This is a genomic window from Streptomyces aquilus (assembly GCF_003955715.1).
In the GTDB taxonomy this organism is placed as follows: Bacteria; Actinomycetota; Actinomycetes; order Streptomycetales; family Streptomycetaceae; genus Streptomyces; species Streptomyces aquilus.
The window spans coordinates 1,951,719-1,977,942 of the sequence record NZ_CP034463.1 but is presented as its reverse complement, the minus strand read 5'-3'; the positions used below and the strand labels follow the sequence as shown (position 1 = coordinate 1,977,942).

23 protein-coding genes are annotated in these 26,224 nt (G+C 72.7%); 15 read left to right on the top strand and 8 right to left on the bottom strand.

Annotation, left to right across the window (positions count from 1 at the left end):
• The first annotated feature begins 73 nt into the window (after positions 1 to 73).
• A complete protein-coding gene (locus EJC51_RS09095; protein ID WP_126270604.1) occupies positions 74 to 1,243 on the top strand; it encodes a thiolase family protein in 1,170 nt (389 codons plus the stop codon).
• A gap of 75 nt (positions 1,244 to 1,318) precedes the next feature.
• Here EJC51_RS09095 and EJC51_RS09090 read toward each other — a convergent pair whose 3' ends face one another.
• Positions 1,319 to 2,101: a TVP38/TMEM64 family protein gene (locus EJC51_RS09090; RefSeq protein ID WP_126270603.1), complete on the bottom strand. Its 783-nt coding sequence runs from the start codon at positions 2,099 to 2,101 to the stop codon at positions 1,319 to 1,321.
• Positions 2,102 to 2,150: 49 nt separating this feature from the next.
• Here EJC51_RS09090 and EJC51_RS09085 point away from each other — a divergent pair, with 49 nt between their 5' ends.
• The 3 genes from EJC51_RS09085 (at position 2,151) to EJC51_RS09075 (ending at position 5,239) form a co-directional block, all read left to right on the top strand.
• Positions 2,151 to 2,873 (top strand): DNA alkylation repair protein, encoded by a 723-nt coding sequence (locus EJC51_RS09085; protein WP_126270602.1) that lies wholly within the window; start codon positions 2,151 to 2,153, stop codon positions 2,871 to 2,873.
• A gap of 254 nt (positions 2,874 to 3,127) precedes the next feature.
• Positions 3,128 to 4,297 (top strand): elongation factor Tu, encoded by a 1,170-nt coding sequence (gene tuf, locus EJC51_RS09080; RefSeq protein WP_126270601.1) that lies wholly within the window; start codon positions 3,128 to 3,130, stop codon positions 4,295 to 4,297.
• Between the two features lie 96 nt (positions 4,298 to 4,393).
• Entirely contained in the window at positions 4,394 to 5,239 is an 846-nt protein-coding gene (locus EJC51_RS09075; protein ID WP_207924941.1) for a spermidine synthase, read from the top strand.
• Here the strand turns inward: EJC51_RS09075 and EJC51_RS09070 are convergent.
• A complete protein-coding gene (locus EJC51_RS09070) occupies positions 5,201 to 6,505 on the bottom strand; it encodes an MFS transporter (protein ID WP_126270600.1) in 1,305 nt (434 codons plus the stop codon). The genes EJC51_RS09075 and EJC51_RS09070 overlap by 39 nt on opposite strands.
• A gap of 165 nt (positions 6,506 to 6,670) precedes the next feature.
• Positions 6,671 to 7,702: a DUF8017 domain-containing protein gene (locus tag EJC51_RS09065; protein ID WP_126270599.1), complete on the bottom strand. Its 1,032-nt coding sequence runs from the start codon at positions 7,700 to 7,702 to the stop codon at positions 6,671 to 6,673.
• Between the two features lie 197 nt (positions 7,703 to 7,899).
• On the opposite strand from EJC51_RS09065, the gene EJC51_RS09060 reads away from it, so the two are divergent.
• From EJC51_RS09060 to EJC51_RS09040, 5 genes are all read left to right on the top strand, one after another.
• Positions 7,900 to 8,337: a DUF4442 domain-containing protein gene (locus EJC51_RS09060; RefSeq protein ID WP_126276882.1), complete on the top strand. Its 438-nt coding sequence runs from the start codon at positions 7,900 to 7,902 to the stop codon at positions 8,335 to 8,337.
• A 489-nt stretch (positions 8,338 to 8,826) separates the two neighbouring features.
• On the top strand, positions 8,827 to 10,533 hold the full coding sequence (locus EJC51_RS09055) for an RICIN domain-containing protein (protein WP_244362569.1): 1,707 nt from the start codon (positions 8,827 to 8,829) through the stop codon (positions 10,531 to 10,533).
• 155 nt (positions 10,534 to 10,688) lie between these two features.
• Entirely contained in the window at positions 10,689 to 13,151 is a 2,463-nt protein-coding gene (locus EJC51_RS09050; protein ID WP_126270597.1) for a beta-glucosidase family protein, read from the top strand.
• Positions 13,151 to 14,698, top strand: a complete 1,548-nt coding sequence (locus EJC51_RS09045) for a carboxylesterase/lipase family protein (RefSeq protein WP_126270596.1) — start codon at positions 13,151 to 13,153, stop codon at positions 14,696 to 14,698. Before EJC51_RS09050 ends, EJC51_RS09045 begins: the two co-directional genes overlap by 1 nt.
• A gap of 78 nt (positions 14,699 to 14,776) precedes the next feature.
• On the top strand, positions 14,777 to 15,427 hold the full coding sequence (locus EJC51_RS09040) for a DedA family protein (RefSeq protein WP_126270595.1): 651 nt from the start codon (positions 14,777 to 14,779) through the stop codon (positions 15,425 to 15,427).
• Positions 15,428 to 15,430: 3 nt separating this feature from the next.
• Here the strand turns inward: EJC51_RS09040 and EJC51_RS09035 are convergent, their stop codons facing one another.
• Positions 15,431 to 15,964, bottom strand: a complete 534-nt coding sequence (locus EJC51_RS09035) for a gamma carbonic anhydrase family protein (protein WP_126270594.1) — start codon at positions 15,962 to 15,964, stop codon at positions 15,431 to 15,433.
• 114 nt (positions 15,965 to 16,078) lie between these two features.
• On the opposite strand from EJC51_RS09035, the gene EJC51_RS09030 reads away from it, so the two are divergent.
• Positions 16,079 to 16,834: an acyltransferase gene (locus tag EJC51_RS09030; protein WP_126270593.1), complete on the top strand. Its 756-nt coding sequence runs from the start codon at positions 16,079 to 16,081 to the stop codon at positions 16,832 to 16,834.
• Between the two features lies 1 nt (position 16,835).
• Here the strand turns inward: EJC51_RS09030 and EJC51_RS09025 are convergent, their stop codons facing one another.
• On the bottom strand, positions 16,836 to 17,693 hold the full coding sequence (locus tag EJC51_RS09025) for a DMT family transporter (protein ID WP_126270592.1): 858 nt from the start codon (positions 17,691 to 17,693) through the stop codon (positions 16,836 to 16,838).
• Positions 17,694 to 17,787: 94 nt separating this feature from the next.
• Between EJC51_RS09025 and EJC51_RS09020 the strand changes: the two genes are divergently transcribed.
• The gene (locus tag EJC51_RS09020) at positions 17,788 to 18,360 is read left to right on the top strand and encodes a helix-turn-helix domain-containing protein (protein ID WP_097261180.1); all 573 of its coding nucleotides are present in this window, start codon (positions 17,788 to 17,790) and stop codon (positions 18,358 to 18,360) included.
• 43 nt (positions 18,361 to 18,403) lie between these two features.
• A complete protein-coding gene (locus EJC51_RS09015; RefSeq protein WP_126270591.1) occupies positions 18,404 to 18,958 on the top strand; it encodes a YbaK/EbsC family protein in 555 nt (184 codons plus the stop codon).
• 2 nt (positions 18,959 to 18,960) lie between these two features.
• Here EJC51_RS09015 and EJC51_RS09010 read toward each other — a convergent pair whose 3' ends face one another.
• Complete coding sequence (locus EJC51_RS09010) at positions 18,961 to 20,040, bottom strand: cation diffusion facilitator family transporter (protein ID WP_425276784.1); 1,080 nt, start codon at positions 20,038 to 20,040, stop codon at positions 18,961 to 18,963.
• Between the two features lie 9 nt (positions 20,041 to 20,049).
• On the opposite strand from EJC51_RS09010, the gene EJC51_RS09005 reads away from it, so the two are divergent.
• Positions 20,050 to 20,409, top strand: coding sequence for an ArsR/SmtB family transcription factor (locus tag EJC51_RS09005; RefSeq protein ID WP_165951413.1), 360 nt, complete (start codon positions 20,050 to 20,052; stop codon positions 20,407 to 20,409).
• 10 nt (positions 20,410 to 20,419) lie between these two features.
• Here the strand turns inward: EJC51_RS09005 and EJC51_RS09000 are convergent, their stop codons facing one another.
• The gene (locus EJC51_RS09000; protein WP_126270589.1) at positions 20,420 to 21,640 is read right to left on the bottom strand and encodes a 4-hydroxybenzoate 3-monooxygenase; all 1,221 of its coding nucleotides are present in this window, start codon (positions 21,638 to 21,640) and stop codon (positions 20,420 to 20,422) included.
• A gap of 78 nt (positions 21,641 to 21,718) precedes the next feature.
• Here EJC51_RS09000 and amrS point away from each other — a divergent pair, with 78 nt between their 5' ends.
• The gene (gene amrS / locus EJC51_RS08995) at positions 21,719 to 22,753 is read left to right on the top strand and encodes an AmmeMemoRadiSam system radical SAM enzyme (RefSeq protein ID WP_126270588.1); all 1,035 of its coding nucleotides are present in this window, start codon (positions 21,719 to 21,721) and stop codon (positions 22,751 to 22,753) included.
• On the top strand, positions 22,750 to 22,962 hold the full coding sequence (locus EJC51_RS08990) for a radical SAM-modified peptide, FtsH ternary system-associated (protein ID WP_126270587.1): 213 nt from the start codon (positions 22,750 to 22,752) through the stop codon (positions 22,960 to 22,962). The genes amrS and EJC51_RS08990 overlap by 4 nt, the downstream gene beginning before the upstream one ends.
• A gap of 16 nt (positions 22,963 to 22,978) precedes the next feature.
• Here the strand turns inward: EJC51_RS08990 and EJC51_RS08985 are convergent, their stop codons facing one another.
• Entirely contained in the window at positions 22,979 to 26,110 is a 3,132-nt protein-coding gene (locus EJC51_RS08985) for a hypothetical protein (RefSeq protein WP_126270586.1), read from the bottom strand.
• Between the last annotated feature and the right edge of the window lie 114 nt (positions 26,111 to 26,224).

Here is a 26,224-nt window from a genome sequence, read left to right as displayed (position 1 = left end):
CAACCCACGGAGCTATGGTGAGTTCGGATTTCCTACTGACCGGTAGCTGTCTGGTGACCGCGGAGGCCGCACCATGCGTGACGCAGTGATCGTCGAAGCCGTACGCACCCCCATAGGCAAGGGCAAGCCGAACGGCTCCCTCGCGCACGTCCACCCCGTCGAGCTCCTCGCCCACACCCTGCGCACCCTCGTGGAGCGCTCCGGCGTCGACCCGGCACTGATCGACGACGTCATCGGCGGCACCGTCGACCAGGTCGGCGAGCAGGCCATGAACACCACCCGGTACGCCGTCCTGTCGGCGGGCTTCCCGGAGACGGTCCCGGCGACCACCGTGGACCGCCAGTGCGGCTCCTCCCAGCAGGCCGTGCACTTCGCCGCCCAGGGCGTGATGTCGGGCGCGTACGACCTCGTCGTGGCCTGCGGCGTGGAGTCGATGAGCCGCGTGCCGATGTGGTCCAACGTGCCGCCCGGAAAGGACCCCTTCGGACCCGGCGTCGCCGAGCGCTACCCCGAGGGGCTCGTCCCGCAGGGCATCAGCGCCGAGCTCATCGCGGCCAAGTGGTCGATCACGCGCGAGCAGATGGACGCCTTCGCGGTGTCCTCGCACCACAAGGCGGCCGAGGCGTGGACCGCGGGCCTCTTCGACGCGGAGGTGGCTCCGCTGGACGGGGTGGCGCGGGACGAGTGCGTACGGCCGTCCAGCACGGCCGAGGTGCTCGGTGGGCTCAAGCCGGCGTACTACGACCCCGGGTTCGCCGAGCGGTTCCCGCAGATCGAGTGGAACGTCACGGCGGGGAACGCGAGTCCGATCAACGACGGCGCGTCGGCTGTGCTGATCACGTCGAGTGAGACGGCGGCCCGGCTGGGGCTGCGGCCGCTGGCGCGGCTGCACAGTTTCGCGGTCACGGGGTCCGATCCGCTGCTGATGCTCACCGGGGTCGTTCCGGCCACGGAGAAGGTGCTGCGCCGGGCCTCACTGTCGCTGGACGACATCGATCTGTTCGAGGTCAACGAGGCCTTCTCGAGCGTGGTGTTGGCGTGGCAGCAGGAGACCGGGGCGGATCTGGCGAAGGTCAACGTGCACGGGGGTGCGATCGCGATCGGGCATCCGTTGGGGGCGAGCGGTACGCGGCTGACGACGACGTTGGTGCATGCCATGCGGGAGCGGGGGGCGCGGTATGCGTTGCAGACCATGTGTGAGGCGGGGGGACTCGCCAACGCGATGGTGCTCGAAAGGGTCTGACGGCGGCTGCGGGGCCGTGGGGGCTGGTCGCGCGGTTCCCCGCGCCCCTGAGCGGCGTTGCGCCTGCCCGGCGATTCAGTGGCTCCGCAGATGATGGCGCTTGCGCCATGCCACTGCCGCTCCCGCCAGCGCCGGAACCGCGATCGCCGCCATCGCGATCAAGAATGCCGGAGACGTCGGCGTCGATGCTCGCGAGCCCGCCACCACGTACGCCGCCGTGTTCGGGATCGAACCCAGCGCCGTCGCCAGCAGGAACGGGACGTAGCCCATGCGGGAGACCGCGGCGCAGTAGTTCGCGGCGGCGAAGGGGACGCCCGGGAAGAGGCGGATCGCCAGCATCGAGCGGAAGCCGTGGCGGCTCAGCTGGCTGTCGGCGCCCTGGAGCAGACGGCCGCGCAGCAGGGGGCGGAGGGCGTCCTGGCCCAGTACCCGGCCCAGGGTGAAGGCGATGCCGGCGCCGAGCACCGTGCCCGCGAGGGCGGCGCCGATGCCCAGCTGGGAGCCGAACAGCGCGCCGGCCGCGAGGTTCAGCAGGGGGCGCGGTACGAACGCCACCGCGCACAGGCCGTACGCCCCGGCGAAGACCAGCGCCGCGGCCGCCCCGCCCAGCTGGGGTGGCCAGCCGTCCGCCAGCAGCCGCTGTGGCTCGAACAGCAGCACGGTCGCCCCGGCCGCCAGGAGCAGGGCGACGAGGAGGGACAGTCGCGACCAGGGAGAAAGCAGCACTCTGGAGCAGCGGGCGGCGAAGCCCACCGGGGTGGGCACGGCGACGGCGGGAGCGGTGAGCGCGAGCTCCGTGGCGGCGGCCGGGGGAGTGGCCGTGGCGGTGCCCCCAGAGCGGGTGGTGGCATCGAGCATCCGGTGACACTAACCGACCGATGTGTGTGATCGCCGTATGGTTCGTCTCATGAGCGTCACAGGTGTGGGATCTCCCTCACTGCCGCGCAGCCCTCTTGCCGACACCGTGCTGGAGCGGCTCACGGCCACCTACGGGGCCGCGGCCGACCCCGCGCGGGCCGCGCCCATGCGGGCGTACATGAAAAACGTGGCCCCCTTCCTCGGCCTCACCACCCCCGTCCGCCGCGCCCTGTCCCGCACCGTGGTGGAGGGCACGCCCCGCCCCGACGAGACCGACTGCACGGCTGTCGCACTGCGCTGCTGGCGGCTGCCCGAGCGCGAGTACCAGTACTTCGCCGTCGACTATCTGCGCCGCCACGCGCGCGTGCTGTCGTCCGGCTTCCTGCCCGTGGCCCGGCATCTGGTCTCCACGACCCCCTGGTGGGACACCGTGGACCTGCTGGCCGCGCACGTCGTCGGCGCCCTCGTCGCGGCCGACCCGGCGCTGAAGGCGGACATGGACGCCTGGATCGTCGACGAGGACCTGTGGATCGCCCGCACCGCGCTGCTCCACCAGCTCCGCTACAAGGAACGCACCGACACCGAACGCCTCTTCACGTACTGCCTCCACCAGTCAGGACACCCCGACTTCTTCATCCGCAAGGCCATCGGCTGGGCGCTGCGCGAGTACGCCAAGACCGACCCGGAGGCCGTACGGGGCTTTCTCGCGCGGGAGAAGGGCCGCTTCGCGCCGCTGTCGGTGCGGGAGGCGTTGAAGAACATCGGGGCCTGAACGTCCCCTCGCTGAAAAATCGTTCGACGTCGGGCGAACAGTCGGCAATGATCGACCCCATGTTCCGGCACGCCTTCCTCCTCGAGCATCCGCAGTCGCGGATGCGCCGAAGGCTGCCGTTCCCGTCTTTCTGACAGCCGTCGACGGCGCCCGAAGCTGACCCTCTCCGGATCGTCCGGCGGACCCCGCAGGGGGAGGGTCGGCAAGTCCTTGGGGTCCCCGCTTTCCTGACGAAGAGACTTCGAGGTACAGCCATGCCCAAGACGGCATACGTGCGCACCAAACCGCATCTGAACATCGGCACCATGGGTCATGTCGACCACGGCAAGACCACCCTGACCGCCGCCATCACCAAGGTCCTCGCCGACCGCGGCGCCGGCACCTTCGTCCCGTTCGACCGCATCGACCGGGCCCCGGAGGAGGCGGCGCGCGGCATCACCATCAACATCGCGCACGTCGAGTACGAGACCGACACCCGGCACTACGCCCACGTGGACATGCCGGGCCACGCCGACTACGTCAAGAACATGGTCACCGGCGCCGCGCAGCTCGACGGGGCGATCCTCGTCGTCTCCGCGCTCGACGGGATCATGCCGCAGACCGCCGAACACGTCCTGCTCGCCCGGCAGGTGGGCGTCGACCACATCGTCGTCGCCCTCAACAAGGCCGACGCGGGCGACGAGGAGCTCATCGACCTCGTCGAGCTGGAGGTCCGCGACCTGCTCACCTCGCAGGGCTACGGCGGGGACACGGTCCCTGTCGTACGGGTCTCCGGACTCAAGGCGCTGGAGGGCGACCCCCGGTGGACGGCGTCCATCGAGGCGCTGCTCGACGCGGTGGACACCTATGTGCCCATGCCGGAGCGGTACTTGGACGCGCCGTTCCTGCTGCCCGTCGAGAACGTGCTCACCATCACCGGCCGGGGGACCGTGGTCACCGGTGCGGTGGAGCGGGGGACCGTGAAGGTGGGTGACCGGGTCGAAGTGCTCGGCGCCTCCGTGGACACCGTGGTCACCGGCCTCGAGACCTTCGGCAAGCCCATGGAGGAGGCGCAGGCCGGGGACAACGTGGCGCTGCTGCTGCGGGGTGTTCCTCGGGACGCGGTGCGGCGGGGGCATGTGGTCGCCGCGCCGGGGTCCGTCGAGCCGCGGCGGCGGTTCACGGCTCAGGTGTATGTGCTGTCCTCGCGTGAGGGCGGGCGTACGACGCCGGTCGCGACGGGGTACCGGCCGCAGTTCTACATCCGGACCGCGGACGTGGTGGGCGATGTGGACCTCGGCGAGGTGGGGGTCGCTCGGCCCGGGGAGACGGTGAGCATGACCGTCGAGCTGGGGCGGGACGTGCCGCTTGAGCCCGGGCTCGGGTTCGCCATTCGTGAGGGTGGTCGGACCGTGGGGGCCGGGACCGTGACCGCCGTCGTGTGAGGGGTCCGAGGTGAGTGGGGGACTGCGGGGCCGTCGTGGCTGGTCGCGCAGTCCCCGCGCCCCTTCGGGGGCGTGCAGTGCAGGCAGAATGGACAAGTGACCGAAGCCATCCCCGTCGCCCGTGCCGTCGATCACGGGTTCGCCAAGCTCATGCCCGACGTCGATCGCGAACGGGCCTGGCTGCTCACCGTCGACGGGGCGCCTCAGTCGTATGTCGATCTGGACGAGCCGACGCATCTCGAGTTCGAGTACGCGCGTCGGCTCGGCCATGTCCTCGACCTCGTGGCGGAGGCCGGGCGGCCGCTCGACGTGCTGCATCTCGGCGGCGGGGCGCTCACCCTGCCCCGGTATGTGGCGGCGACCCGACCGGGTTCCCGGCAGGACGTCGTCGAGGCCGACCAGGGGCTGCTGGAGCTCGTCGTGGAGCATCTGCCGCTGCCCGACGGCTCCGGCACGGCGCTGCACGCCGCCGACGCGCGTACGTGGCTGGAGGGGGCGCCCGGTGACTCCGCGGACGTGCTCGTCGCCGATGTCTTCGGGGGCTCCCGGGTGCCCGCGCATCTGACGTCCGTGGGCTACGCGCGGGAGGCGGGGCGGGTGCTGCGGGACGGGGGCGTCTACCTGGCCAACCTCGCCGACGCGGCGCCCTTCGCGTTCCTGCGGTCCCAACTGGCGACCCTGGGCACGGTCTTCGAGGAGCTCGCGCTCATCGCCGAACCGGCGGTGCTGCGCGGGCGGCGGTTCGGGAACGCCGTGGTCGTCGCCGCCCGGCATCCCCTCGACACCGCCGCGCTGGCCCGGCGCACCGCCGCGGACGCCTTCCCGGCCCGGGTCGAGCACGGGGACGCCCTGCGGACGTTCACGGGCGTCGCGCGGCCCGTGCGGGACGAGGACGCGGTGCCGTCACCCGAGCCCCCCGACGGCACGTTCGGCATCGGCTGACTCCGTGCCGGCGGGCCGCGCCATCACCGTCTTGCCGCCGGTCCGGCGCAGATTGCGTACGTCCGGTACGCACAGCACCGCCGCCGTCACCAGCACGACCAGGGCCGCGCAGCCCCACAGGGCCGGGGAGCGGCCGAACGCCGACTCCGCCGGGCCGGCCAGCGCCGTCGCCAGCGGCACCATGGCGACCGAGCCGAACCAGTCGTACGCCGAGACCCGGGACAGCTTCTCCTCCGGGATCTCCTGATGGAGTGCGGTCATCCAGCTCACGCTGAAGACCTCCACCGTCACGCCGGTGCAGAACATCACCGCGCACAGCACCGGGACCGACGTCGGGACCGCGAGGGCGGCCGAGGGGAGGGCGAGGGGGAAGACGCAGAGCGTTCCGGCGAGGAGCAGGCGGCGCGGTTTCCAGCGGGTCATCAGCAGGGCCCCGCCGACCGTGCCCGCGCCGAAGAAGCCGAGCGCCAGACCCCAGGGGCCCGCCCCGCCCAGCTGGTCCCGGGCGACGAGCGGACCGTAGACCGCGTCGGCCGCCGCCACGACGGCGTTCGCGATCGAGAACTGCACGACGATGCCCCACAGCCAGGGCCGGCCGGTGAACTCCCGCCAGCCCTCCCGGAGGTCGGACAGCAGACCGCTCCCCGGGGCGCGCGGCGGGATGTGGCTCACGTCCAGGAACGAGCGCAGCGCCCCGGCCAGCGCGAACGCCGCCGCGTCCGCCGCCAGCACCCAGCCCGGACCGACCACGGCGACCATCGCGCCGCCCAGCGCCGCGCCGCCCAGGGCCGCGCCCTGCATCGCCATCCGGAACATCGCGAACGCCCGTCCGGCCTGCTCGCCCGAGACCGAGGACATCAGCATGCCCTCGGCGGCCGGGCCGAAGAACGCCTGCCCGGTGCCGCCCAGCGCGGTCAGCAGCATCATCTGCCACAGCCGCGGCTCGCCGACGAGGACGAGCAGGGCGAACAGGCCCTGCGAGACGCAGTTGAGGGCGTTCGCCGCGACCATCACCCGGTGCCTCGGCAGCCGGTCCGCCACCGCACCGCCGATCAGCAGGAACACCACCAGCGGCAGCGTCCGCGCGGCGGCCACGAGGCCTACGTCGCCGCCGTCGCCACCGTTCTCCAGCACCGCGAACGCGGCGGCGATCAGCGCGCCCTGGCTGCCGAGGTTGGTGATGAACGCGGCGGAGGTCAGCAGCGTGTAGTTGCGGCCCGCCCAGTCGGGTCCACGGCGGCGTATCGAGTCGTCGGCGGAGGTCACCGGCCGACTATCCCCGCCCGGGCCCTCGCCTGCCAAACGAATTCCGACCGGTCCCGCCGGCCGGCCCGAAGGCCCGCCGTACAGCCGGACCGTGCTCAGGAGGCCGGTGCCACGGGGAACCGGAAAGGTTCCGAAGGGTGGACGGCCGGCCTCCGGGAGCGGGCGTCAGCCGGTCGGCTCGCCGTGCAGCCGTACCGTGCCGAGGATCTTCATGATGGTGGAGTCCGGGAGTTCGTCCTTCACGCCCGTGGCGCCGTAGAGGCTGAACGCCACGTAGTCACCCGTGGAGTTCTTGAACCCGAACGTGACCGCCTTGCCGTCGGTCGCGCACTTGCCCTTGCGGGGCGTGTTCTTGGAGCGGGCCCAGGCGATGCTGCCCTCGACGCCCGACGTGGTCGTGAACTTCTCGGCCTTCTCGTCGAACGTGATGCTCTTCTTGTCCGGCTGCGTGTAGCCGCCGTACACCCACCACGCCACCTGATTGACCGCGACCTCGTCGGTGTCCTTGGCGCCGTTCGCGCCCTTGGTGCCGGCGGTGGCGAGGGCGGTGTCCTCGGTGTCACCGTTCTTGTCGTCGTCGGAGGTGCACCACTTCTCCTTGAGGTACGCCGGCGCCGACATGGTGATGATGGGCTTGTCGCCGGCCTTGGCGTCGTCCTTCTCGAAGCCGATGAGCATGCCCGGCGACTCGACCTTCCAGTCGGCCGGCACGTCGAAGGCGGTGCCCCACTTGGGGTTGATGACGACCTTCCAGCCGGGGATCGTCGCCTTCTCCGCCTCGCCGCCGCGCGGATTGTCGTCCGAGCCCGAGGCGGAGGCGCTCGGGTCGGTGGACTTCGACGGGGCCGCCGACTGGCCGCCCTTGCCCGAGCCGCCGTCGGCCTCGTCGTCCTTGTCGCCGCCGAGCACCAGGAACCCGGTGACACCGGCGGCCACGACGACCGCGAGGGCCGCGACGATCGCGGTCACCTTCGTACGGTTGCCGCCCCCGCCGCTGCCGCCGCCCTGCGCGGGCTGCGGAGCGCCCGGCGCGTCCCACTGCGTCGGCGGCTGCGGCGGCTGCTGCGCGTAGGGGTTGGGCTGCTGATAGCCGGGCTGCTGGTACGGATTGGGTTGCTGGTATCCCGGCTGCTGGTACGGGTTGTTCTGGTCCTGCGGGTTCTGCTCGCCCCCGGGCGGCTGCTGTCCTGGCCACATGGGAGGCCACCTTAGTGGCGCCTGTGCATCGGTTCGGTCACCGACCCTTGTCAGGGACGTAGCAAGTGGAACGGCCGAGGTCGGGAATCCGTCGGGGGTGCACCTCCGTACCGTGCCCGGCACCTTCTCGACCGTCGCGCCGCTCTGGCCAGCCAACGCTACTCGTGGGTAACATGCTCGTCATGAGCGCAGACCAGATGTCCATCGGCGAGATGCTTGCCGCCACGGTGCCCATGGCCCGGACCCTGAACCTCGAGTTCCTGGAGACCACCCCCGAGAAGGCCGTGGTCTCCCTTCCGGACCAGGGCGAGTTCCACAACCACGTGGGCGGGCCGCACGCCGGGGCGATGTTCACGCTCGGTGAGTCCGCCAGCGGCGCGATCGTGCTCGCCGCGTTCGGGGACCAGCTCTCGCGCGCCGTGCCGCTCGCGGTCAGCGCCGAGATCGCCTACAAGAAGCTGGCCATGGGGCCCGTGACCGCCACGGCGACGCTCGGGCGCCCCGCCGCCGACGTCGTCGCCGAGCTGGACGCGGGGGAGCGCCCCGAGTTCCCGGTGGCGATCGAGATCCGGCGCGGCGACGGCGCGGTGACCGGTGAGATGACCGTGCTGTGGACTCTGCGTCCCCATAGCTGAGCCACGTCCCCCTGGCTGACCGGAGGGGCGGACCATGCGGCGCGACGGCCGCGGGTCCGCCCCTTTTTGTGCGCGGACGGTCGTGCGCATCCGGCGGGAGCGGTGCGAAGGTTGGAGATTTCGTGTGCCAACCACCCCCGCTCGCACACAACTTGGGGCCTCTCTGTCCCCGCGGGTTTCGAATGCGGGTGCGGATACCGCCGGTAACTTTTCTGAATTCACAGCGTTTTGAACATTGGTCACTCGAACTTCTTGTTTCCTGTGATTCGTGTGTGCGAAAGTGAGCGCCCCCTGGTGATCGCTCAGTAGCTGACGCGGCATAGGTATGCACCAATCACGCACCTGCTTTTCCGACGTACGTGTTTTTCCCCGCGCGTCCGCGGCTCGGAAGGAAATGGTTCAGTGCAATCCCCTTACCCCCCACGACCCCCCTACCCGCCACGCCCAGGAGCGAGCCCCGGGGAGTCCGACCGTAATCTCGTCGCGCAATTGGGCGGAGCCGAGGGCGGCGCCCGCGCGGTCGCCCTGCTGCTCGCCCGGCACTGGCGGGCGACGCATGACTACGCGGTCATCTGCCTGGCCTCGTCGTCCGGTTCGGCCGAACTCGTGGCCGCCGCGGCGTTCCACCAGGTGTTCGGCCGCGCGACCGGCGGTGCCGTACGCCCTCAACTCCTGGCCGCCGTAAGGGAGACGGTGAAGGACTGGGCCGCCGAGGACCGTATTTCCGCGGCTCTGCCGGAACTGGGCAAGCCGACCGGAGGGCGCGGACTGCGTGCGGCACGCGGTGTCACATCGGAAAGGCGGCAGCTCGCCGAGCGGGCATTCCAGGCACTTCCCGGAGCCTCCCAATGCCTGTTGTGGCACATCGAGGTCGAAGCCGAGCCCATATCCGTACCAGCCGGTCTTCTGGGCGTGGACGTCGCCCGTGCGGCGGACGCGCTGGAACAGGCCCGCGAGCAATTCCGGCAGGGCTGTGTCCGCGCCCACCGGGAACTCGCGCCCTCCAAGGAATGTGGCTTCTACAACCGCCTCCTCGACGTCCCGATCCGCCGGGGCGGCGCCTTGTTGCCCGATGTCCAGCAGCATCTGATGGAGTGCCGCTACTGCCGGCACGCCGCCGAGCAACTGAGCCATTTCGACGGCGGCCTGGAGGTGCTGCTCGCCGAGACCGTGCTCGGCTGGGGCGCCCGGCGCTATCTCGACTCCCGCCCCGGCCGCGGCGGCACCAGCCAGTCCCCGGTCGCCCGCCCGCGCGGCGGCCGACACCGCCCCGCACCGACCCGGCGCCGTGTCGCACCGCGCCGGCAGGCGAAGGCCGTCGCCGTGGTCGGCCTGACCTCCCTGGCCCTGCTGGCGACCGTGCTCGCCGCCCGAGGCTGGTCCAGCGACAACGGTGTCCCCGAACCGAGCGCCACCTGGGGCGCTCCCAGTGGCCAGGACACCGACTCCTCGGTGCGGCCGGGACCCGTGAGCTCTCCCTCGGCCGCCTCCGCCACCGACCCCGTGGAGCTCGGACACGGCAGACTCCGTAACCTCACCACCGGCCTCTGCCTCGACCTGCGCGGCGGCACGGCCGCGGACGGTGTGGCGGCGGTCCTCGCCGCCTGCTCCACGGCCGTGTCGCAGCAGTGGTCGTATCAGCACGACGGTCTGCTGCGCACCCTCGCCGACCCCACGCTCTGCCTCGACTCCGAGCCCGGCAGGCGAGCGGTCGTCCTGGCCGGCTGCCTGGTGCACGCCGGTGAGGTGCAGTACGACCTCACGGTCCGCGGCGAGATCCTGCTGCGCTGGCACAAGGACCGCGCTCTCGCCGGCGAGGACAAGGAGGTCATGGTCGTCGACCGGGACGGCGCCGAGGGCCGGCGGTGGGTGCTGGAGACGACGGACTCCGCGGCGACGGGGGAGTCGCGGAAGAAGAGCGGGACGGGAGAGAAGGGGGCGAAGGCGGCGCCGGAGAGGGAGAAGGGCGACGGTCGCCTCCCTGCCGTGCCGTCACCGCGGCTGCCCGTCGACCCCCCGAGCGGGGGCCGGCCCCAGGGTGAGGACCCCGAGCCCTACGAGACGCGCGCGGCGCAGGTCGAGCACCGGGAGGAGCCGGAGGGCGAGGAGGTTCTCCAGGCGCCGGTGGAGCTGCCCGCCGTGGTGTCAGACAAGGTGGGGACCGTCGTCACGTCTCTCGGTTCCGTCCTGCGCTGATCATGAGGACCGTCCCTTCGGGGGCGGTCCTTGTTCATTTCATTGACACGAGTCACCAGCGGTCATAGTTTTCCCGCCACGTCCCAGACGTTTCTGACCCCGCGTCAAGTCCGTTTGCCGCACCGTGCGTTCAGATACCGAAGGAGTGACGGCACATGACCGACACCGTCTCCCGGCGTTCCACCCTGCGTCTGCTGGGTGGAGCGATCACCGTCGCCGCGGCGGCCACCGGCGGACCCGCACCCCTCGCCCACGCCGGGGGCAGACCCGGCCACGGTGCCGGGCCCCGGGTCGAACGGCTCCTCGCCAGGCTCACCCTCGACGAGAAGATCTCCCTCCTGCACGGCGCCACCGACCCCGTCTCCCTCGGGCAGGCGGGCTATGTCCCGGGCGTCGCACGCCTCGGCATCCCCCCGCTGCGCCTCGCCGACGGCCCCGCCGGCGTCCGCGTGACCCGACACGCCACCGCCCTGCCCGCCCCCGTGCTGCTGGCCTCCGCCTTCGACCCGGAACTGGCCCGCCGCTACGGCCGCGTCATCGGCCACGAGGGCCGCGCCCTCGGCCAGGACGTCCTGCTCTCCCCGATGGTCAACGTGATCCGCACCCCGTACGCGGGCCGCAACTTCGAGACCTTCAGCGAGGACCCGCTGCTCTCCGCCGACCTGGTCGCCGCCGAGATCGAGGGCATCCAGACCGAGGGCCTCGTCGCGACCGTCAAGCACTACGCCCTGAACAACCAGGAGAAGGACCGCATGTCCATCGATGTGCGGGTCGACGAGCAGACCCTCCACGAGGTCGAGCTTCGTGGCTTCGAAGCGGCCGTCGGCATCGGCACCGGCGCGGTGATGGGCGCGTACAACAAGGTCAACGGCACCTTCGCCTGCGAGAACAGGACACTCCTCACCGACGTCCTGCGCGGGCGCTGGGGCTTCGACGGCTGGGTGATGACCGACTGGTTCGCCGCCCACAGCACCCGCGAGGCCCTCGCCGCGGGCCTCGACATGGAGATGCCGGACGGCACGTATTTCGGGACGGCGCTGAAGACGGCCGTCCGCGACCGCAGCGTGCCCGAGCACCACGTCGACCGGTCCGTACGCCGCATCCTCAGCGTCATGGACCGCTTCGGCCTCCTCGACGGCACCGCCCCGGCCCGCCCGGAACGCGACGCGAAGGCGGGCGCGGCCGTCGCTCTGGAGGTCGCCAAGGCCGGCGCGACCTTGCTGCGCAACGAGCACGGCACCCTGCCCCTGACCACCGGCAGCATCGCCGTCATCGGCCCGACCGGCTCCCTGCCCTTCGTCAGCGGCGGCGGCAGCGCCCATGTCGTCCCCGACCACGCCGACAGCCCGCTCGACGCCCTCAGGTCCCGCGCGGCGCACGTGACCTACGCCCTCGGCGAGGACCTCTACGGCAAGCCGATCCCCGCGTCCGCGTTCAGCCCCGCCCTCGACAGCGACGGCCATCGGGTCGCCGCGGGCGAGCAGTGGACGTACGACGGCACACTCACCCTCTCCGACGCCGACGAGTGGACCTTCGTCCTCCACTTCACCGGCGCGCCCGCCTCCCGGCCCAAGGTGCTCCTCGACGGCGAGGACCTCTTCCCGGTACTGCCCGGCTACGGCGAGTACTTCGCGGGCGGCCTCGTCTCCGCCGCGCCCGACGGACTGCTCGTGCGCCGCAGGACGCTTCAACTGGCCAAGGGCGCGCACACGGTGAAGATCACCGCACAGGGCGGCGACACCGGACAGACCTTCCGGTTGCGCCGGGTCACCGGGGCGACCCGGGCCGCGGACGTCGCCGCGGCGGTGACGGCGGCGAAGGCCGCCCGCCAGGTCGTCCTGTTCGCCTACGAGGACGCGACCGAGGGCCAGGACCGCACCACGATCGCCCTCCCCGGCCACCAGGCCGAGCTCATCGAGGCCGTCACGGCCGCCAACCCGCGCACCACCGTCGTCCTCAACACCTCCTCCGCCACGTCGATGCCCTGGCTGGAGCGCACGGGAGCCGTGCTTCAGATGTACTACCCGGGCCAGCAGGGCGCGGCCGCCACCGCCGCCGTCCTGTTCGGCGACACCGACCCCGGCGGCCGGCTCACCCAGTCCTTCCCGACCGACGACGACCACCACCCGGTCGCCGGTGACCCGCGCCGCTACCCGGGCGTGGACGGCGTCGAGGAGTACTCGGAAGGCATCCACGTCGGCTACCGCTGGTACGCCGCCGCGGGCGTACGGCCCCTCTTCCCCTTCGGTCACGGCCTGTCGTACACGTCGTTCGCCTACGAGGACCTGTCCGCCGAGGCCCATGGCCACGGCCTCGCGGTGACCTTCACCGTCCGCAACACGGGCCGCCGGGAAGGGATCGCCGTGCCCCAGGTGTACGTGGGGCCCTCCCCGCACCTCCGACTCGACCAGCCGGTACGGGTGTTGGGCGGCTATCGCCGGCTCACCCTGCGAGCGGGGGAGCGCAAACGGGTCACCGTACGCGTCGCCACGCGCACGCTGTCCTCCTGGGACCCGGAACGCCATGACTGGGTGCTCGGAACCGGGCGCCGGGACGTGTGGGTCGGGGCGTCGGCCGGGGATCTGCGACTGCGGACGCGGGCGGGGGTGGCGCGGTGATGCGCCGGATCGCCGTCGCGCTGACGGCACTCGCGGCCACCCTGGTGCTTCCCACGTCGGCCCGGGCCGCGTCGGGCGACCCCGTGGTGCGCACCGAAGCGGGCCTGGTGCGGGGCGAAGTCACCGCCGAGGGCAGGCAGTTCCTCGGCATCCCGTACGCCGAGCCGCCGGTCGGAGAGCTCCGCTGGACCGCGCCACGGGCGGTCAAGCCCTGGCAAGGGGTGCGCGGGGCACAGGACTTCGGCAACAAGTGTGTACAGGCTGCGAGTTGGGACCCGGGGTACGAGCAGCCCACGTACACCGAGGACTGTCTCGATCTCAACGTCCACGTCCCCGAGGGCGCCCGCCGCAACGCGGTCCTGGTCTGGTTCCACGGCGGCGGCCTCACCGCCGGAGCCGGCCGGGACATCGTGCCGGACACGTTCGCACGGCAGACCGGCACCGTCGTCGTGACCGTCAACTACCGCCTGGGGGCGCTGGGTTTCCTCGCCACGGCCGACCTCGACGACGCGGCGTCCGACGGTGTCTCCGGCAACTTCGGCATGCTCGACCAGCAGGCCGCGCTGCGCTGGGTGCGCGCCAACATCGGCCGCTTCGGCGGCGACCCCGGGCGGGTGACCATCGCGGGCGAGTCGGCGGGCGGCCGCTCGGTCTGCACCCAGCTCGCCTCACCCACGGCCAAGGGGCTGTTCCGCGCGGGCATCATCGAGAGCGGGGCCTACGACGACTGCGCCGCCCGCCCGCACCGGACAGCCGTCGCCGAGGGCGCCGACTTCGCGCGGAAGCTGGGCTGCGACACCGTCGCCTGTCTGCGCGGCAAGTCCGCCGCCGACCTTCTCGCCGCCCAGGGCGACTTCGACTGGGGGCCGGTGACCGGCGGGCGCTTCCTGCCGCGGCAGCCGTCCACCGCGCTGGCCCACGGAGCCGCGGCCGGGATTCCGGTGATGAACGGCGCGAACCAGGACGAGGGCCGGCTGTTCGCGTTCGCCCGTTTCGACCTCGGTGGCAACCCGCTCACGGCCGAGCAGTACCCGACCGTCATGCGGGAGGAGTTCGGCGAGGAGGCCCTCCGGAGCTATCCGCTCGCTGAGCAGCAGTCCCCGACCATCGGCTACGCCACGGCCCTCGGCGACATGCTCTTCGCCTGCCCGGCGCTGAGGCTCGACGGGGTGCTCGCGGCACGCGGACCGGTCTACGCGTACGAGTTCGCCGACCGCACCGGGCCGGCCTTCGCCTCGCTGCGCAACCTCGGGACGGACTTCGACTTCGGCGCGACCCATGTCAACGAGGTGCAGTACCTCTTCAAGCACTTCGGCCTGGAGTCCCCGCTGAACGGGGAGGAGCGGGCGTTGTCCCGGCAGATGGTCCAGTACTGGGGGTCCTTCGTGCGGGGCGGGGTGCCGCGGGCGGACGGGCAGCCCGCGATGCCCTCCGGCCCCGGGCGGGTGCTCTCGCTGCGCACCGCGTCCGCGGGCGGTAACGCCGTGAGCACGGCCGTCCACAGCGCGCATCGGTGCAACCTCTGGGACCCGGCCGCCGTCTCCTAACGGGTAGGCTTCCGGCGCACGCTCCCGCGAGCGTGCGCCGGGATCACACGGGATCACAGGACACGGGAGGAACCGGCGGTGCACGTCCAGGAATGGCTCGAGACCGTACCCGCGGTCAGCATCTATCTGCTGGTGGGCCTGGTCATCGGCCTGGAGAGCCTGGGCATCCCGCTGCCGGGCGAGATCATTCTCGTCTCCTCCGCGCTGCTCGCCTCCCAGCACGGGGACATCAACCCCGTCGTCCTCGGCGCCTGCGCCAGCGCGGGTGCCGTCATCGGCGACTCGATCGGCTACGCCATCGGCCGCAAGGGCGGGCGGCCGCTGCTGGCATGGCTGGGCAAGAAGTTCCCCAAGCACTTCAGCGAGGGGCACATCGCGACGGCCGAGCGGTCCTTCGAGAAGTGGGGCATGTGGGCCGTGTTCTTCGGCCGCTTCGTCGCGCTGCTCAGGATCTTCGCGGGGCCGTTGGCGGGTGTGCTGCGGATGCCGTACTGGAAGTTCCTGATCGCCAACGTGCTGGGCGGGATCATCTGGGCGGGTGGGACGACGGCCGTCATCTACTACGTGGGTGTCGTCGCGGAGTCCTGGCTGAAGCGCTTCTCCTGGCTGGGGCTGCTGCTGGCCGTTCTCATCGGGCTGACCTCCATGCTGGTGCTGAAGAGGAAGGCCAAGAAGGCGACGGCCGAGAAGCAGGCGGCCGAGCCCGAGGTCGTCCCGGCCGCCGACTGAGGTTCACGGCGTCCCGTGCACCTCGCCGTGAGCCTTGGCGAGGTCCGCGTAGAGCGTGCCGTTCAGCGTCACTCCCTGCCGCTCCTCCTCCGTCAGCTCACGCCGCACCTTCGCCGGTACGCCCGCCACCAGTGAACCCGGCGGCACCTGCATCCCCTGCGGCACCAGTGCCTGGGCCGCCACCAGCGAGCCCGCGCCGATCACCGCGCCGTTCAGGACCGTCGCACCCATGCCGATCAGGCAGTCGTCGCCCACCATCGCGCCGTGGACGACGGCGTTGTGGCCCACGGAGACCCGCTCGCCGATGGTGACGGGGAAGCCCGCGTCCGCATGCAGCGTGCAGTTGTCCTGGATGTTGCTCTGGGCCCCGACGGAGATGCTCTCGACGTCGCCGCGGACCACCGCCCCGTACCAGACGCTCGACCCCGCCGCGAGGGTCACGTCCCCGATCACCGTCGCGTTGGGGGCCACGAAGGCCTCCTGGTCGATCTTCGGTTCCCTGCCGCCGATGCCCGTGATCAACGCCTTGTGCGTCATCGCCTCGCTCCTCCTGGCCGTCCTCGGTACCTCCGCACCGTACGCCACCCGGTAGGGCGAAGATCACAAGCCCCCGATCTCATACGGGGGCCGTCCCCTCAGTACCGTGAGCGGGTGCTGAAGCGCAAGAACACGTTCTCATCCTGGCCGCGCCGCGTGGCGCAGCGCGCCGTCCATGCCGGCTGGGCCTGGGTGCAGCGCACGGGCTCCGTGACCGCCGAGCAGCCGGGCCGCTTCCGCTTCGGCGCGATGGGAACGAGTACCAGACTCGCCTTCCCGCTGGGCACGGTGTTCGGGGAGCCCTGGATCCACATCGGGTCGCACTGCATCGTCGGCGAGCAGGTGACCCTGACGGCCGGGCTGATGCCCGACCTGGATCTCGGTCCCGACCCGATCCTGCGCATCGGGGACGGCGTGGTGCTGGGCCGCGGCAGCCACGTCATCGCCGACACGACCGTCACCATCGGCAGCGACTGCTACTTCGGGCCGTACGTCTATGTGACGTCGACGAACCACTCCTACGACGATCCGCACGAGCCCATCGGCAAGCAGTGGCCGCGCATGGAGCCGGTGGAGATCGGGCCGGGGTGCTGGATCGGGACCGGTGCCGTGATCCTGCCGGGTGCGCGGATCGGACGGAACGTGGTCGTCGCCGCCGGTGCGGTGGTGCGGGGTGTAGTGCCCGACCATGCCGTGGTGGCGGGGGCGCCCGCGCGGGTCGTACGGCGCTGGACCGCCGAGGAGGGGTGGCAGCCGCCGCTGCGGACCCCGGCGCCGGTGCCGATACCCGAGGGGATCACGCCCGAGCAGCTGAACGCTCTCGCGGGGCTGGACGAGGAGACCGCCGCGAAGCTCGCCGAGCTCGACTGAGTCAGCCGGTCGCCAGGAGCAGGGTGCCCACCAGGGCCAGGCCCGCGCCCGCTGCCTGGATCGCCTTCAGGCGTTCGCTGAGGAAGCCGCGTGCGGCCAGGGCCGTCACCACCGGGTAGAGCGACGCGAGGACGGCGGCCACCGTGACCGGCCCGAGGCGGGCCGCGACCGCGTAGGTGCCGTTCGCCGCGACATCGGCCAGGCCGACGAAGGCCAGCGTCGGCAGGGACGACCAGGGGAAGCCGGTCGCCGGGAGCGCCGGGTTCCCCCTGCGCACGGAGGCGTACAGGGCCGCGCCGCCCACCGCGACGTTCGTGACGCGCTGGACGAAGAGCGCGAGGAACAGGCCCGTGACGTTCGTCGACGCCTCCGCGATCAGCGCGAACACCATGCCGAAGCCCAGGGCGGCGATGAGGGTGAGGACGATCGCCTCGCGCTGTACCGGGGCGCCTTTGAGCTGCGGGCCGCCCGCGAGGACGACGCCGAGGACCGCGACCGCGATGCCCGCGAACTGCATCGGGCCGGGGCGCTCGCCGAGGACGAGGCCCACGCCGACCGGGACCGCGACGCTGAGGGTGCCGAGCGGGGAGACGACGCCCATCGGGCCGAGCGCGAGCGCCTTGTAGAAGCAGATCATCGCGACCGGTCCGACCAGCCCCGCGGCGAACGCGAACCACAGGCGCGGGCCTGCCTCGCTCCAGCCGCCCAGGGCGACCACGACCGCGCCGAGCACGGCCGTCGCGATCGCCTGCGAGACGACGACCACCGTCAGGGCCGGGGTGCGCCGGGTCAGCAGTCCGCCGCCGAAGTCGGCCAGGCCCCACAACAGGCTCGTGGCCAGGGCGAAGAGTGCTGTCACGGGAGCGCCTCGCAGTACAGTTCGATGAACGATTCGGTGCACCCCACCGTAGTTCATTAACTTGCACGCTGTCATACAGAATATTGGACGTGAAGTGTCGGACCTCGACCTGCTGACCCAGTCCCTGGCGCGCAACGTCAAGCGCTGGCGGACCGAGCGCGGCTTCACCCTGGACGTGCTCGCCGCCCGTGCCGGGGTCAGCCGCGGCATGCTGATCCAGATCGAACAGGCCCGTACCAACCCCAGCATCGGGACGGTGGTGAAGATCGGCGACGCGCTCGGCGTCAGCGTCACCACCCTGCTCGACTACGAACAGGGCCCCAAGGTGCGGATCGTCCCGCCCGAGCAGGTGGTGCGGCTCTGGCACACCGACGCGGGCAGCTACAGCCGGCTGCTGGCGGGCACGGAGGCGCCCGGCCCGCTGGAGATGTGGGAGTGGAAGCTGATGCCGGGGGAGAGCAGCTCCTCCGATCCGCACCCGGTCGGCACCGTCGAGATCGGCCATGTCACCGCCGGGGAGCTGACCCTCACGGTCGACGGCGCCGAGCACCGGGTCCCGGCCGGCTCCAGCGTCACCTTCGACGCCAACGCCGCGCACACCTACGGCAATCAGGGCACCGAACCGACGCTGTTCGTGCTGGCCATCTCGGTCCCGCCCGCGACCTGAGACGCCCGGCGGGCCACCGCCGTACGGCTGTTAGCGTGCGGTCATGGACGCACCCATCGGACACTTCGACCACGCCGCACCTGCCCCCGACTGCCTCGACGAACTGACCGCACCGGTCGCGGACGCGGTGCGCCGCTGGAGCGGCAGCGTGCCCGCCGAGCAGATCGTCTACGTGGACACCGACCCCCAGTGGGCCGACACGGCCGTCTTCGTGGAGCACTACGGGCAGGAGCTGCTGGGGCGGTCCGCGAACTGTGTCGTGGTGGCGGGCAAGCGCGGCGGCGAGTCCACGCTCGCCGCGTGTGTCGTGCTGTCCACCACCCGGGTCGACGTCAACGGTGTCGTACGCCGCCAACTCGGTGCCCGCAAGGCCTCGTTCGCCTCGATGGACTTGGCCACGGGGGAGACCGGCATGGAGTACGGCGGCATCACGCCGGTCGGACTCCCCGCCGACTGGCCGCTGTTGGTGGACTCGGCCGTCGTCGACCTGCCCTACGTCCTGGTCGGCAGCGGACGCCGGCGCGGCAAACTCCTCGTGCCGGGCAAGGCGTTCGCGGAGCTGCCGGGCGCGGTGGTGCTGGACGGGCTGGGCGTCTGAGTTCAGGCCGCCGTGTGGTGGGCGAGGGTGAGGTGCGGGTCGGTCTCGCCCGGGAGCGGCGCCGGGTCGGCGTGTACCAGGGCGGCGGTGAGGCGCGGTACGGCGTGCAGCAGGGCGTGTTCTGCGTCGACGGCGATGGCGTGCGCCTGCCGTACCGTCGCGTCGCCGTCCACGACCACGGCGACCTCGGCGCGCAGCCGGTGCCCGATCCAGCGCAGCCGCAACTCGCCCACCCCGCCGACCCCTTCGACCTCCAGCAGGGCCCGCTCCGCCCGGTCCACCAGGGCCGGATCCACGGCGTCCATCACCCGCCGGAACACCTCGCGCGCCGCGTCCCGCAGCACGAGCCCGATGGCCGCCGTGATCGCCAACCCCACGAGCGGGTCGGCGAGTTGCCAGCCCAGCGCCGAACCGCCGGCGCCGAGCAGCACCGCGAGTGAGGTGAACCCGTCGGTGCGGGCGTGCAGTCCGTCGGCGACCAGCGCCGCTGAGCCGATGTCCCGGCCGACGCGGATGCGGTAGCGGGCCACCCACTCGTTGCCCGCGAACCCCACGAGCGCGGCGACCGCGACCGCCGGGACGTGCTGCACGGGACGCGGATCGAGGAGCCGCTCGATCGCGGTCCACCCCGCGAAGGCGGCCGACGCGGCGATCGTCAGCACGATCGCGATGCCCGCGAGATCCTCGGCCCGCCCGTAGCCGTAGGTGAAGCGACGGGTCGCCGCACGCCTGCCCAGCACGAACGCGATCCCGAGCGGTACGGCGGTCAGCGCGTCCGCCGTGTTGTGCACGGTGTCGCCGAGCAGCGCGACCGAACCCGACACGGCCACCACCACGGCCTGCACCAGCGCCGTCACGCCGAGGACCACGAGGGACACCCACAGGGCGCGCATGCCGCGTGCCGAGGACTCCAGCGCCGGGTCGAGCTTGTCGGCGGTCTCGTGGGAGTGGGGGGTGAGGAGGTGCTGGAGGCGGTGGCGGAGGGAGTGGCCATGACTGTGGCCGTGTTCGTGGTGGTGCTGGTCGCTCACGTGAGGCCCCTTCCGGTGCGTGCGGTGGACGTCGGCCGCCCACACCGCCATTATGTGCGTATGAGCGCACGCATGCACCTATCAACTGCGCATCATGCGCACCCGCGAACCCCGGGCGACGAGCAGTTCGCCCTCGCCGCCGAAGTGCTCGCGCTCCTCGGCGACCGCACCCGTCTGGCCCTGCTGCACGCCCTCGCGGGCGGCGAGGCGGACGTCACGACCCTCACGGAGGCGTGTGGGGCGGCCCGGCCCGCGGTCAGTCAGCATCTGGCGCGGCTGCGGCTGGCGGGGCTGGTGAACACGCGGAAGGAGGGGCGCCGGGTGATCTACTCGCTGCGCGACGGGCATCTGCGCCGCCTGGTCGACGAGGCGCTGAACGTGGCCGACCACCGGCTCAGCGACCGGCCGGTGCACGACTAGGGAACGAGGCTCAGTACTCCGGGTCCTTGCCCAGGTACTGCTCGGCGAACGCGAGGCCCGCCGCCGGTGAGCTGAAGAGCCGGCGCAGGCGGGCCTGGGTGGTGCCCGCGAGATAGGGGTCGCCGGACGACGTGCCGTGGTAGATCTCCGACAGCCACTGGGAGAACTCCTGGTAGTCCCAGACGCGGCCCAGACACGCCTGCGAGTAGCCGGTCAGGCCGGTGGAGTCGCCCTTGGTGAGCTGGGCGACGAGCGCGTCGCCCAGCAGGAAGGCGTCGTGCAGGGCGAGGTTCATGCCCTTCGCGGCGATGGGCGCGGTGAGATGGGCCGCGTCGCCCGCGAGGAAGAGACGGCCGAACACCATGGGTTCGACCACGTAGTTGTGCATGTCCAGGACGCGCTTCTCGATGAGGCGGCCCTCGGCGAGGGGCGGAGCGCCGTTCGCGCCCAGACGCTGTCGCAGCTCCGACCACACCCGGTCGTGCGACCAGTTGTCCGGGTCGTCGCCGGGCGGGCACTCCAGGTAGTAGCGGGTGACTTCGGGGCTGCGTGCCATGTGCCCGGCGAATCCGTTGGGGTGGATGCCGAAGACCACGCAGTCGTTGGACGGCGGCGCCTCCGCGAGGAGCGCCAGCCAGCCGATGCCGTAGTCGTGCCGGGAGACGAGCGCGCGGTCCGGGGTGAGCAGGGCGCGGGTCACTCCGCGCGCCCCGTCGGCGCCCACCACGAAGTCGCAGGGGATCAGCCGGTCCTCGCCGAGGTCGTCGACGTACTCCACGACCGGGTGGTCCGAGTCCAGGCCGTGCAGCCGTACGTCCCGGACGCCGAAGCGTATGTCGCCGCCGCGGACGTCCGCGTACTCGTGCACCAGGTCCGTGACCAGCAACGGCTGCGGGTACACCCAGTGGTGATGGCCCGTCAGACGCAGGTACTCGAACCGGTACCGCTCCCCGCCGAGCCGGAACTCGCACTCGGCGTGCCGTTGCGCGCGCTCCAGCAGGTTCGCGGCGAGGCCCCGCCGTTCGAGGCCGCGTACCGCCCACTCCTCCAACACCCCGGCGCGGGGCCGCTGTTCGATGAACGCGCGGGTCTCCGTCTCCAGGACCACGCAGTCGACGCCCACGGCCCGCAGGATGTTGCCGACCGTCAGGCCCGCGGGGCCGGCGCCGATGACGACGACCGGTTTGTGGAGCGGGAGCGCCCCGCTGGGGAAGGGGGAGACCTCAGTCATCCGAGCATTATCTCCGCGCCCTGCGGCGCTCGGGAACGGAGTACCGTGGAAATCCGGGTGACGGGGTGAGGAGACCGGGTGGTCGCGTGGGTACCGGCGGACTTCTACCGTGCCGTCGACGGCGGCCTCCAGTGCACGCTCTGCCCCTTCCGCTGCCGGCTGCGCGACGGTGACACCGGCGCCTGCAAAGTGCGGCGCAGAGAAGGCGATCGGGTGCTGACGGCGACCTGGGGGACGACCGTCGAGCACTGGTCCTCCGTGGAACGCAAGCCCTTCTACCACTTCCGCCCCGGCCTGCCGCTGCTGACCCTGGCCCCGCCCGGCTGCTCGTTCCGCTGCGACTACTGCGTCAACCACCGTGTCTCGCAGTACGGCAGGGACCCGGACAGCCGCGTCTCCGCACCGGACGCCGACGTCGAGAAGCTGGTCGCGGCCGCCGCCGAGCGCGGCGGTGGGCTCGCCCTCTCCTACTCCGAGCCGTCCCTCGCCGCCGAACTCACCCTCGAACTCGGCGCCCGGGCCCGCCCGTTGGGCATCCCGCTGGTGTGGAAGAGCAACGGCTTCCTCACCCCCGAAGCCGTCGAGCGCGTCGCCCCGGTCCTCGACGCCGTCAACATCGACGTCAAGGCCGCCGACGAGGATGCCCACCGCCGCCTCACCGGGGCACCGCTCGCCCCGGTCCTGGAGACACTGCGGCTGCTGACGGCCGCCGGGGTGTGGGTCGAGGTCAGCACGCCGCTCATCCCCGGGACCAGCGCCGAGGACCGACAGCTCGGGCGCATCGCCGAGTTCGTGGCCTCGCTGGGCCCGGACACGCCCTGGCACCTGCTGCGCTTCACCCCCACGTACCGGATGCGCGACCAGCGCCCCACCTCCCCGGAACGGCTCGCGGACGCGGCACGCATCGGGCGGGCGGCCGGGCTGCGGTACGTGTACGTCGAGCGGGCGCTCGGTGCGGAAGGGCGCGCCACCCGCTGCCCGGGGTGCGGGGTCGAGGTGGTGGCCCGAGGGGTATGGGGGCAGACGGAAAGCCTTCTGCGCGACGGGAGTTGCCCGGGATGCGGGGAACCGATCGCCGGGATCTGGACCGTGGACGAGAGGACTGGGGCATGAGCACCGAGTACCGCTTCGTGGAGGACCTGCCGGACCTGATCGAGGCGTCCGAGTACGACGACCATCCCGAGGGACGGCTCGTACGGCTGCGCATCAGCTGGGACGAGAAGGGCGTCGAGGTGCTCGGCGACGCCTTCCGGCCGGACATGCTGGAGGCGTTGCTGGAGAAGATGGGGCCCGACGCGGTGGAGCAGATGCTGTGCGGGTGACCAGGGCGGCCCAGCTCTAGAGCTTCCCCAGGATCTGCACGAGCACCCGTCGCAGCTCGTCCCCGTCGGGTTCCGGCGCCAGCACCCAGGCGTCCGGGCCGTCCGGCGGCACCGGATGCCGTGGATAGTGGACGCGCAGGGTCAGCGCGCCCGGCACGGGCAGCGGCGGCTCGTGGACATGGGTCAGCAGCAGAGTGCGGGCCTCGCCCGAGTCGACGGCGGCCAGCGCGCGCGCCGCCGCACGGGCCAGGGCCGCCGCGCGCACCGGGTCCGCGGGCTCCGGCGGCACCGGCGTCCACAGCCGCCGCAGATCCGATGCCGACGTCAGCCGGGCGGCCGCCTCGCGGCCGTCGAGGCGCACCAGCGCCACCGCGCGGTCGGCCGCCAGCAGCGCCGCCGCCAGCAGATGCGCGCACAGCCGCAGACAACTCCCCACCTGCCCCTGGGCCGCGGCCCCCGTGTCGAGGACGAGCACCGCGTCCCGCTCGGTCCACGGCAGCCGCCCGCGCCGGGTGCGGTACAGCAGCGCGTCCTGCGCCCACAGCGCGTTCAACAGAGGCGCGGGCAACGCCATTTGGCTGGGCACCAGCCGGTCCGGCGGGCCGTGCCGGGCCCACTGCGCCGGGGCACCGGCCGTGGCGGGGCCGGGGAGGTCGTCACCGAGGAGCACGGGCAGCCGGGAGGGCAGGTCGGGGAGCCGGGCGGCGGCCTCCGCGGCCGACGCCCACGGCCCGTCCGCCAGGCGCAGCGGCAGCGCCGGGTCCTCGCGGACCGCGTCCGGCCCCAACAGGGCGAGCAGCGGCAGGAGTTCGTGTTCGACCCGGTCCAGGGCGGCGGCCAGTTCGGCGGCCGTGACCGAGGGCCGCTCCGGCTGTTCGCCGCTGCCCCGCAGGCCCCACTCAAGGGTGGTGCGCAGTTCCTGGAGGGACACGCCCGGCGGTGGCACGTACCGCGCGTCCCCCGGCAGCCGCGACGCCACCAGCGCGCTGAGCGCCGGATGCGCGGAGCGCGGCCAGCCCAGGTCCCGCAGGGCGCGGGCGGCCGGGCTCTGGTGGACGAGCCGCCGGCCTGGCGGTGGCGCCGGGCGCAGGAGCCGTGAGATGTCCGCGAGCGCGTCCAGCGGGACGGCCGCGTCGACCGCGGCGGCCATGGCCCCCAACTCGGCCAGGTACGCGGCGGATTCGGGCAGCGGTGGGCCGGGCTCCGTCGCCTCCGACGAGGTCCGCACCTCCCATATGAGGGTGCGGCCGCCGCTGTACGTCACGGCCAGCCGACGTCCGTCGGCGGACCAGCGCACCGACCACACCGGGCCTCGCTCCGGGCCGTCGTCCAAGGTCATCGCCACCGTGCCCCGGCTCACGTCCCACACCTCGACCACCGTGGTGCCGGCACCGGGGCCCGGCGCGGCGAGCAGCGAGCCGTCCGGTGACCAGGCCAGCGCCGGTGCCCAGCCGCGCCCGCCCGGCGCGCCGAACTCCCGTAGTACCCGCCAGGTCAGCGTCGACCACACCACCAACGGTCCCTGCCCGGCGGGCGGCGTCGCGGCCAGCCGGCTGCCGTCCGGCGACCAGGCGACGCGGGCGGCGAACGCGCCGGAGGGCAGGGGCAGTTGCCGGGCCCGCTCCCTGCGCGGCATGTGCCACAGAATGACGGCACCCTGGGTTCCCGCCGCGAGCAGCGTTCCGTCCGGCGACCAGGTGGGCCGGCCCGTGCCCTGCGGCAGATGCAGACTCCCGCGCTGCTGTGCCGGGGTGCCGCGGGCGTCCAGGACGTGCACGAACAGATGGGTGGGCGCGGGTCCCGGCTCGGGCACGACCAGCGTCGCCGCCCCCTCGGCCGGTGCCGGGCACCACACGGGACCCTGACCGCCCTCCAGCACGGCCCGGATCTCGCCGGCGGCCAGGTCGACGACGGTCAGCCCCGACCGGCCCTCGCGCGAGGCACAGGCCAGCAACTGGGGTGAGCCGGGGGAGAGTTCGAGGTCATGGGCGCCGCCCGGCCCCGTGGCCACGGCGACGTCGCGGCGTCCGTCGTCCGGACCGGGTGCCCTCAGCAGGGCGATCGCGCCCGTCGAGCTCTCCAGGACCCAACGGCCGTCCCGCGACGGGGCGATCGCCGGGGCCCACAGGCCGTCGCCCGCGTCGTACAGCAGCGTCCGGCCGGTGATCCGGGGCGCCCGGTCCCGTAGCGCCGGCAGCGCCCGGCCCACCGAGCGGCACATCGCCGCCGCCCAGCCGCGCAGCAGCACACCGACCCGGCGTTCGGCGCGGTACGGCGCCGTGTCCGGCAGCTCCCACAGTTCCGGGCCCGCGCCGCCGGTGAACAACACCCGTCCGGTCGCCGACACGCTCAGGTCCCGCGGCGACCTGACCCGCGCGGGCAACTGCGCGACCCGCTCCAGCGCACGGTCGAGGACGAGCAGGACCTCCTGGTCGGTGGCGACCACGAGGAACCGCCCGGTCCGGCTGAACCCCAGACCGACGACGGCACGGTCGACCGGCGCCTCGGCGAGCGTCCGGCCGGTGGCACGGTCCACCAGGTGCAGGCCGGCCGCGTCGGCGAAGGCGAGCGCGTCGCGGTCCGGTGACCAGGCGAGGGCGGTGATGCCGGTGCGGCCGGTGCAGGGGGCGAAGTCCATCCGGACCGGGGAGACGCTCCACAGCTGGAGCGCGGTGGCGGTGGCCAGGCACAGCTGGCGGCCCTGCGGATCCCAGGCCAGGGCGACCACCGGGTCCACCGTGGGCAGCGGGGACGACGCGAGGGTGCCCCGGTGGTGGACGAGCACCCCGTCGCCGGCGCAGGCCACCCACAGTCCGTCGGGCGACACCGTGAGCGTGTCCGCGCCGGCCGGCACCGGGAACCCGTCGTCGGCCGGCGCCCCGCTGTCCCCGTCGTAGACCTCGACCCGCCCGGCCCGCAGCACGAACACCTCCCCGCCGTCCGGCCCCCAGGCCACGGCCGCCGGCAGCCCCTGCCCGGGCGCCGACCACAGCACCCGCCCGGTGTCGTCACGACAGCTCAGGGCCCGCTCGGTGAGATGCACGAACGCGGTGCCGTCCCGGGAGAGACCGGTACACGGGTCACTGCCGCTGAGCGAGAGCAGCCGCCGGGGGCCGGGAGGGGCCGCGGCCTCGGGGCGGGTGGTCATGGACGCCTCTGGGGGTTCGGTGCGGCGGCGCTCACTGCTCCGTTGTGGGTGCTTGTCATCGCCGATGTGCCGTCGTCCCGGCCGGGGGTGTCCGTCCGGTCGGCCGGGCGGGGC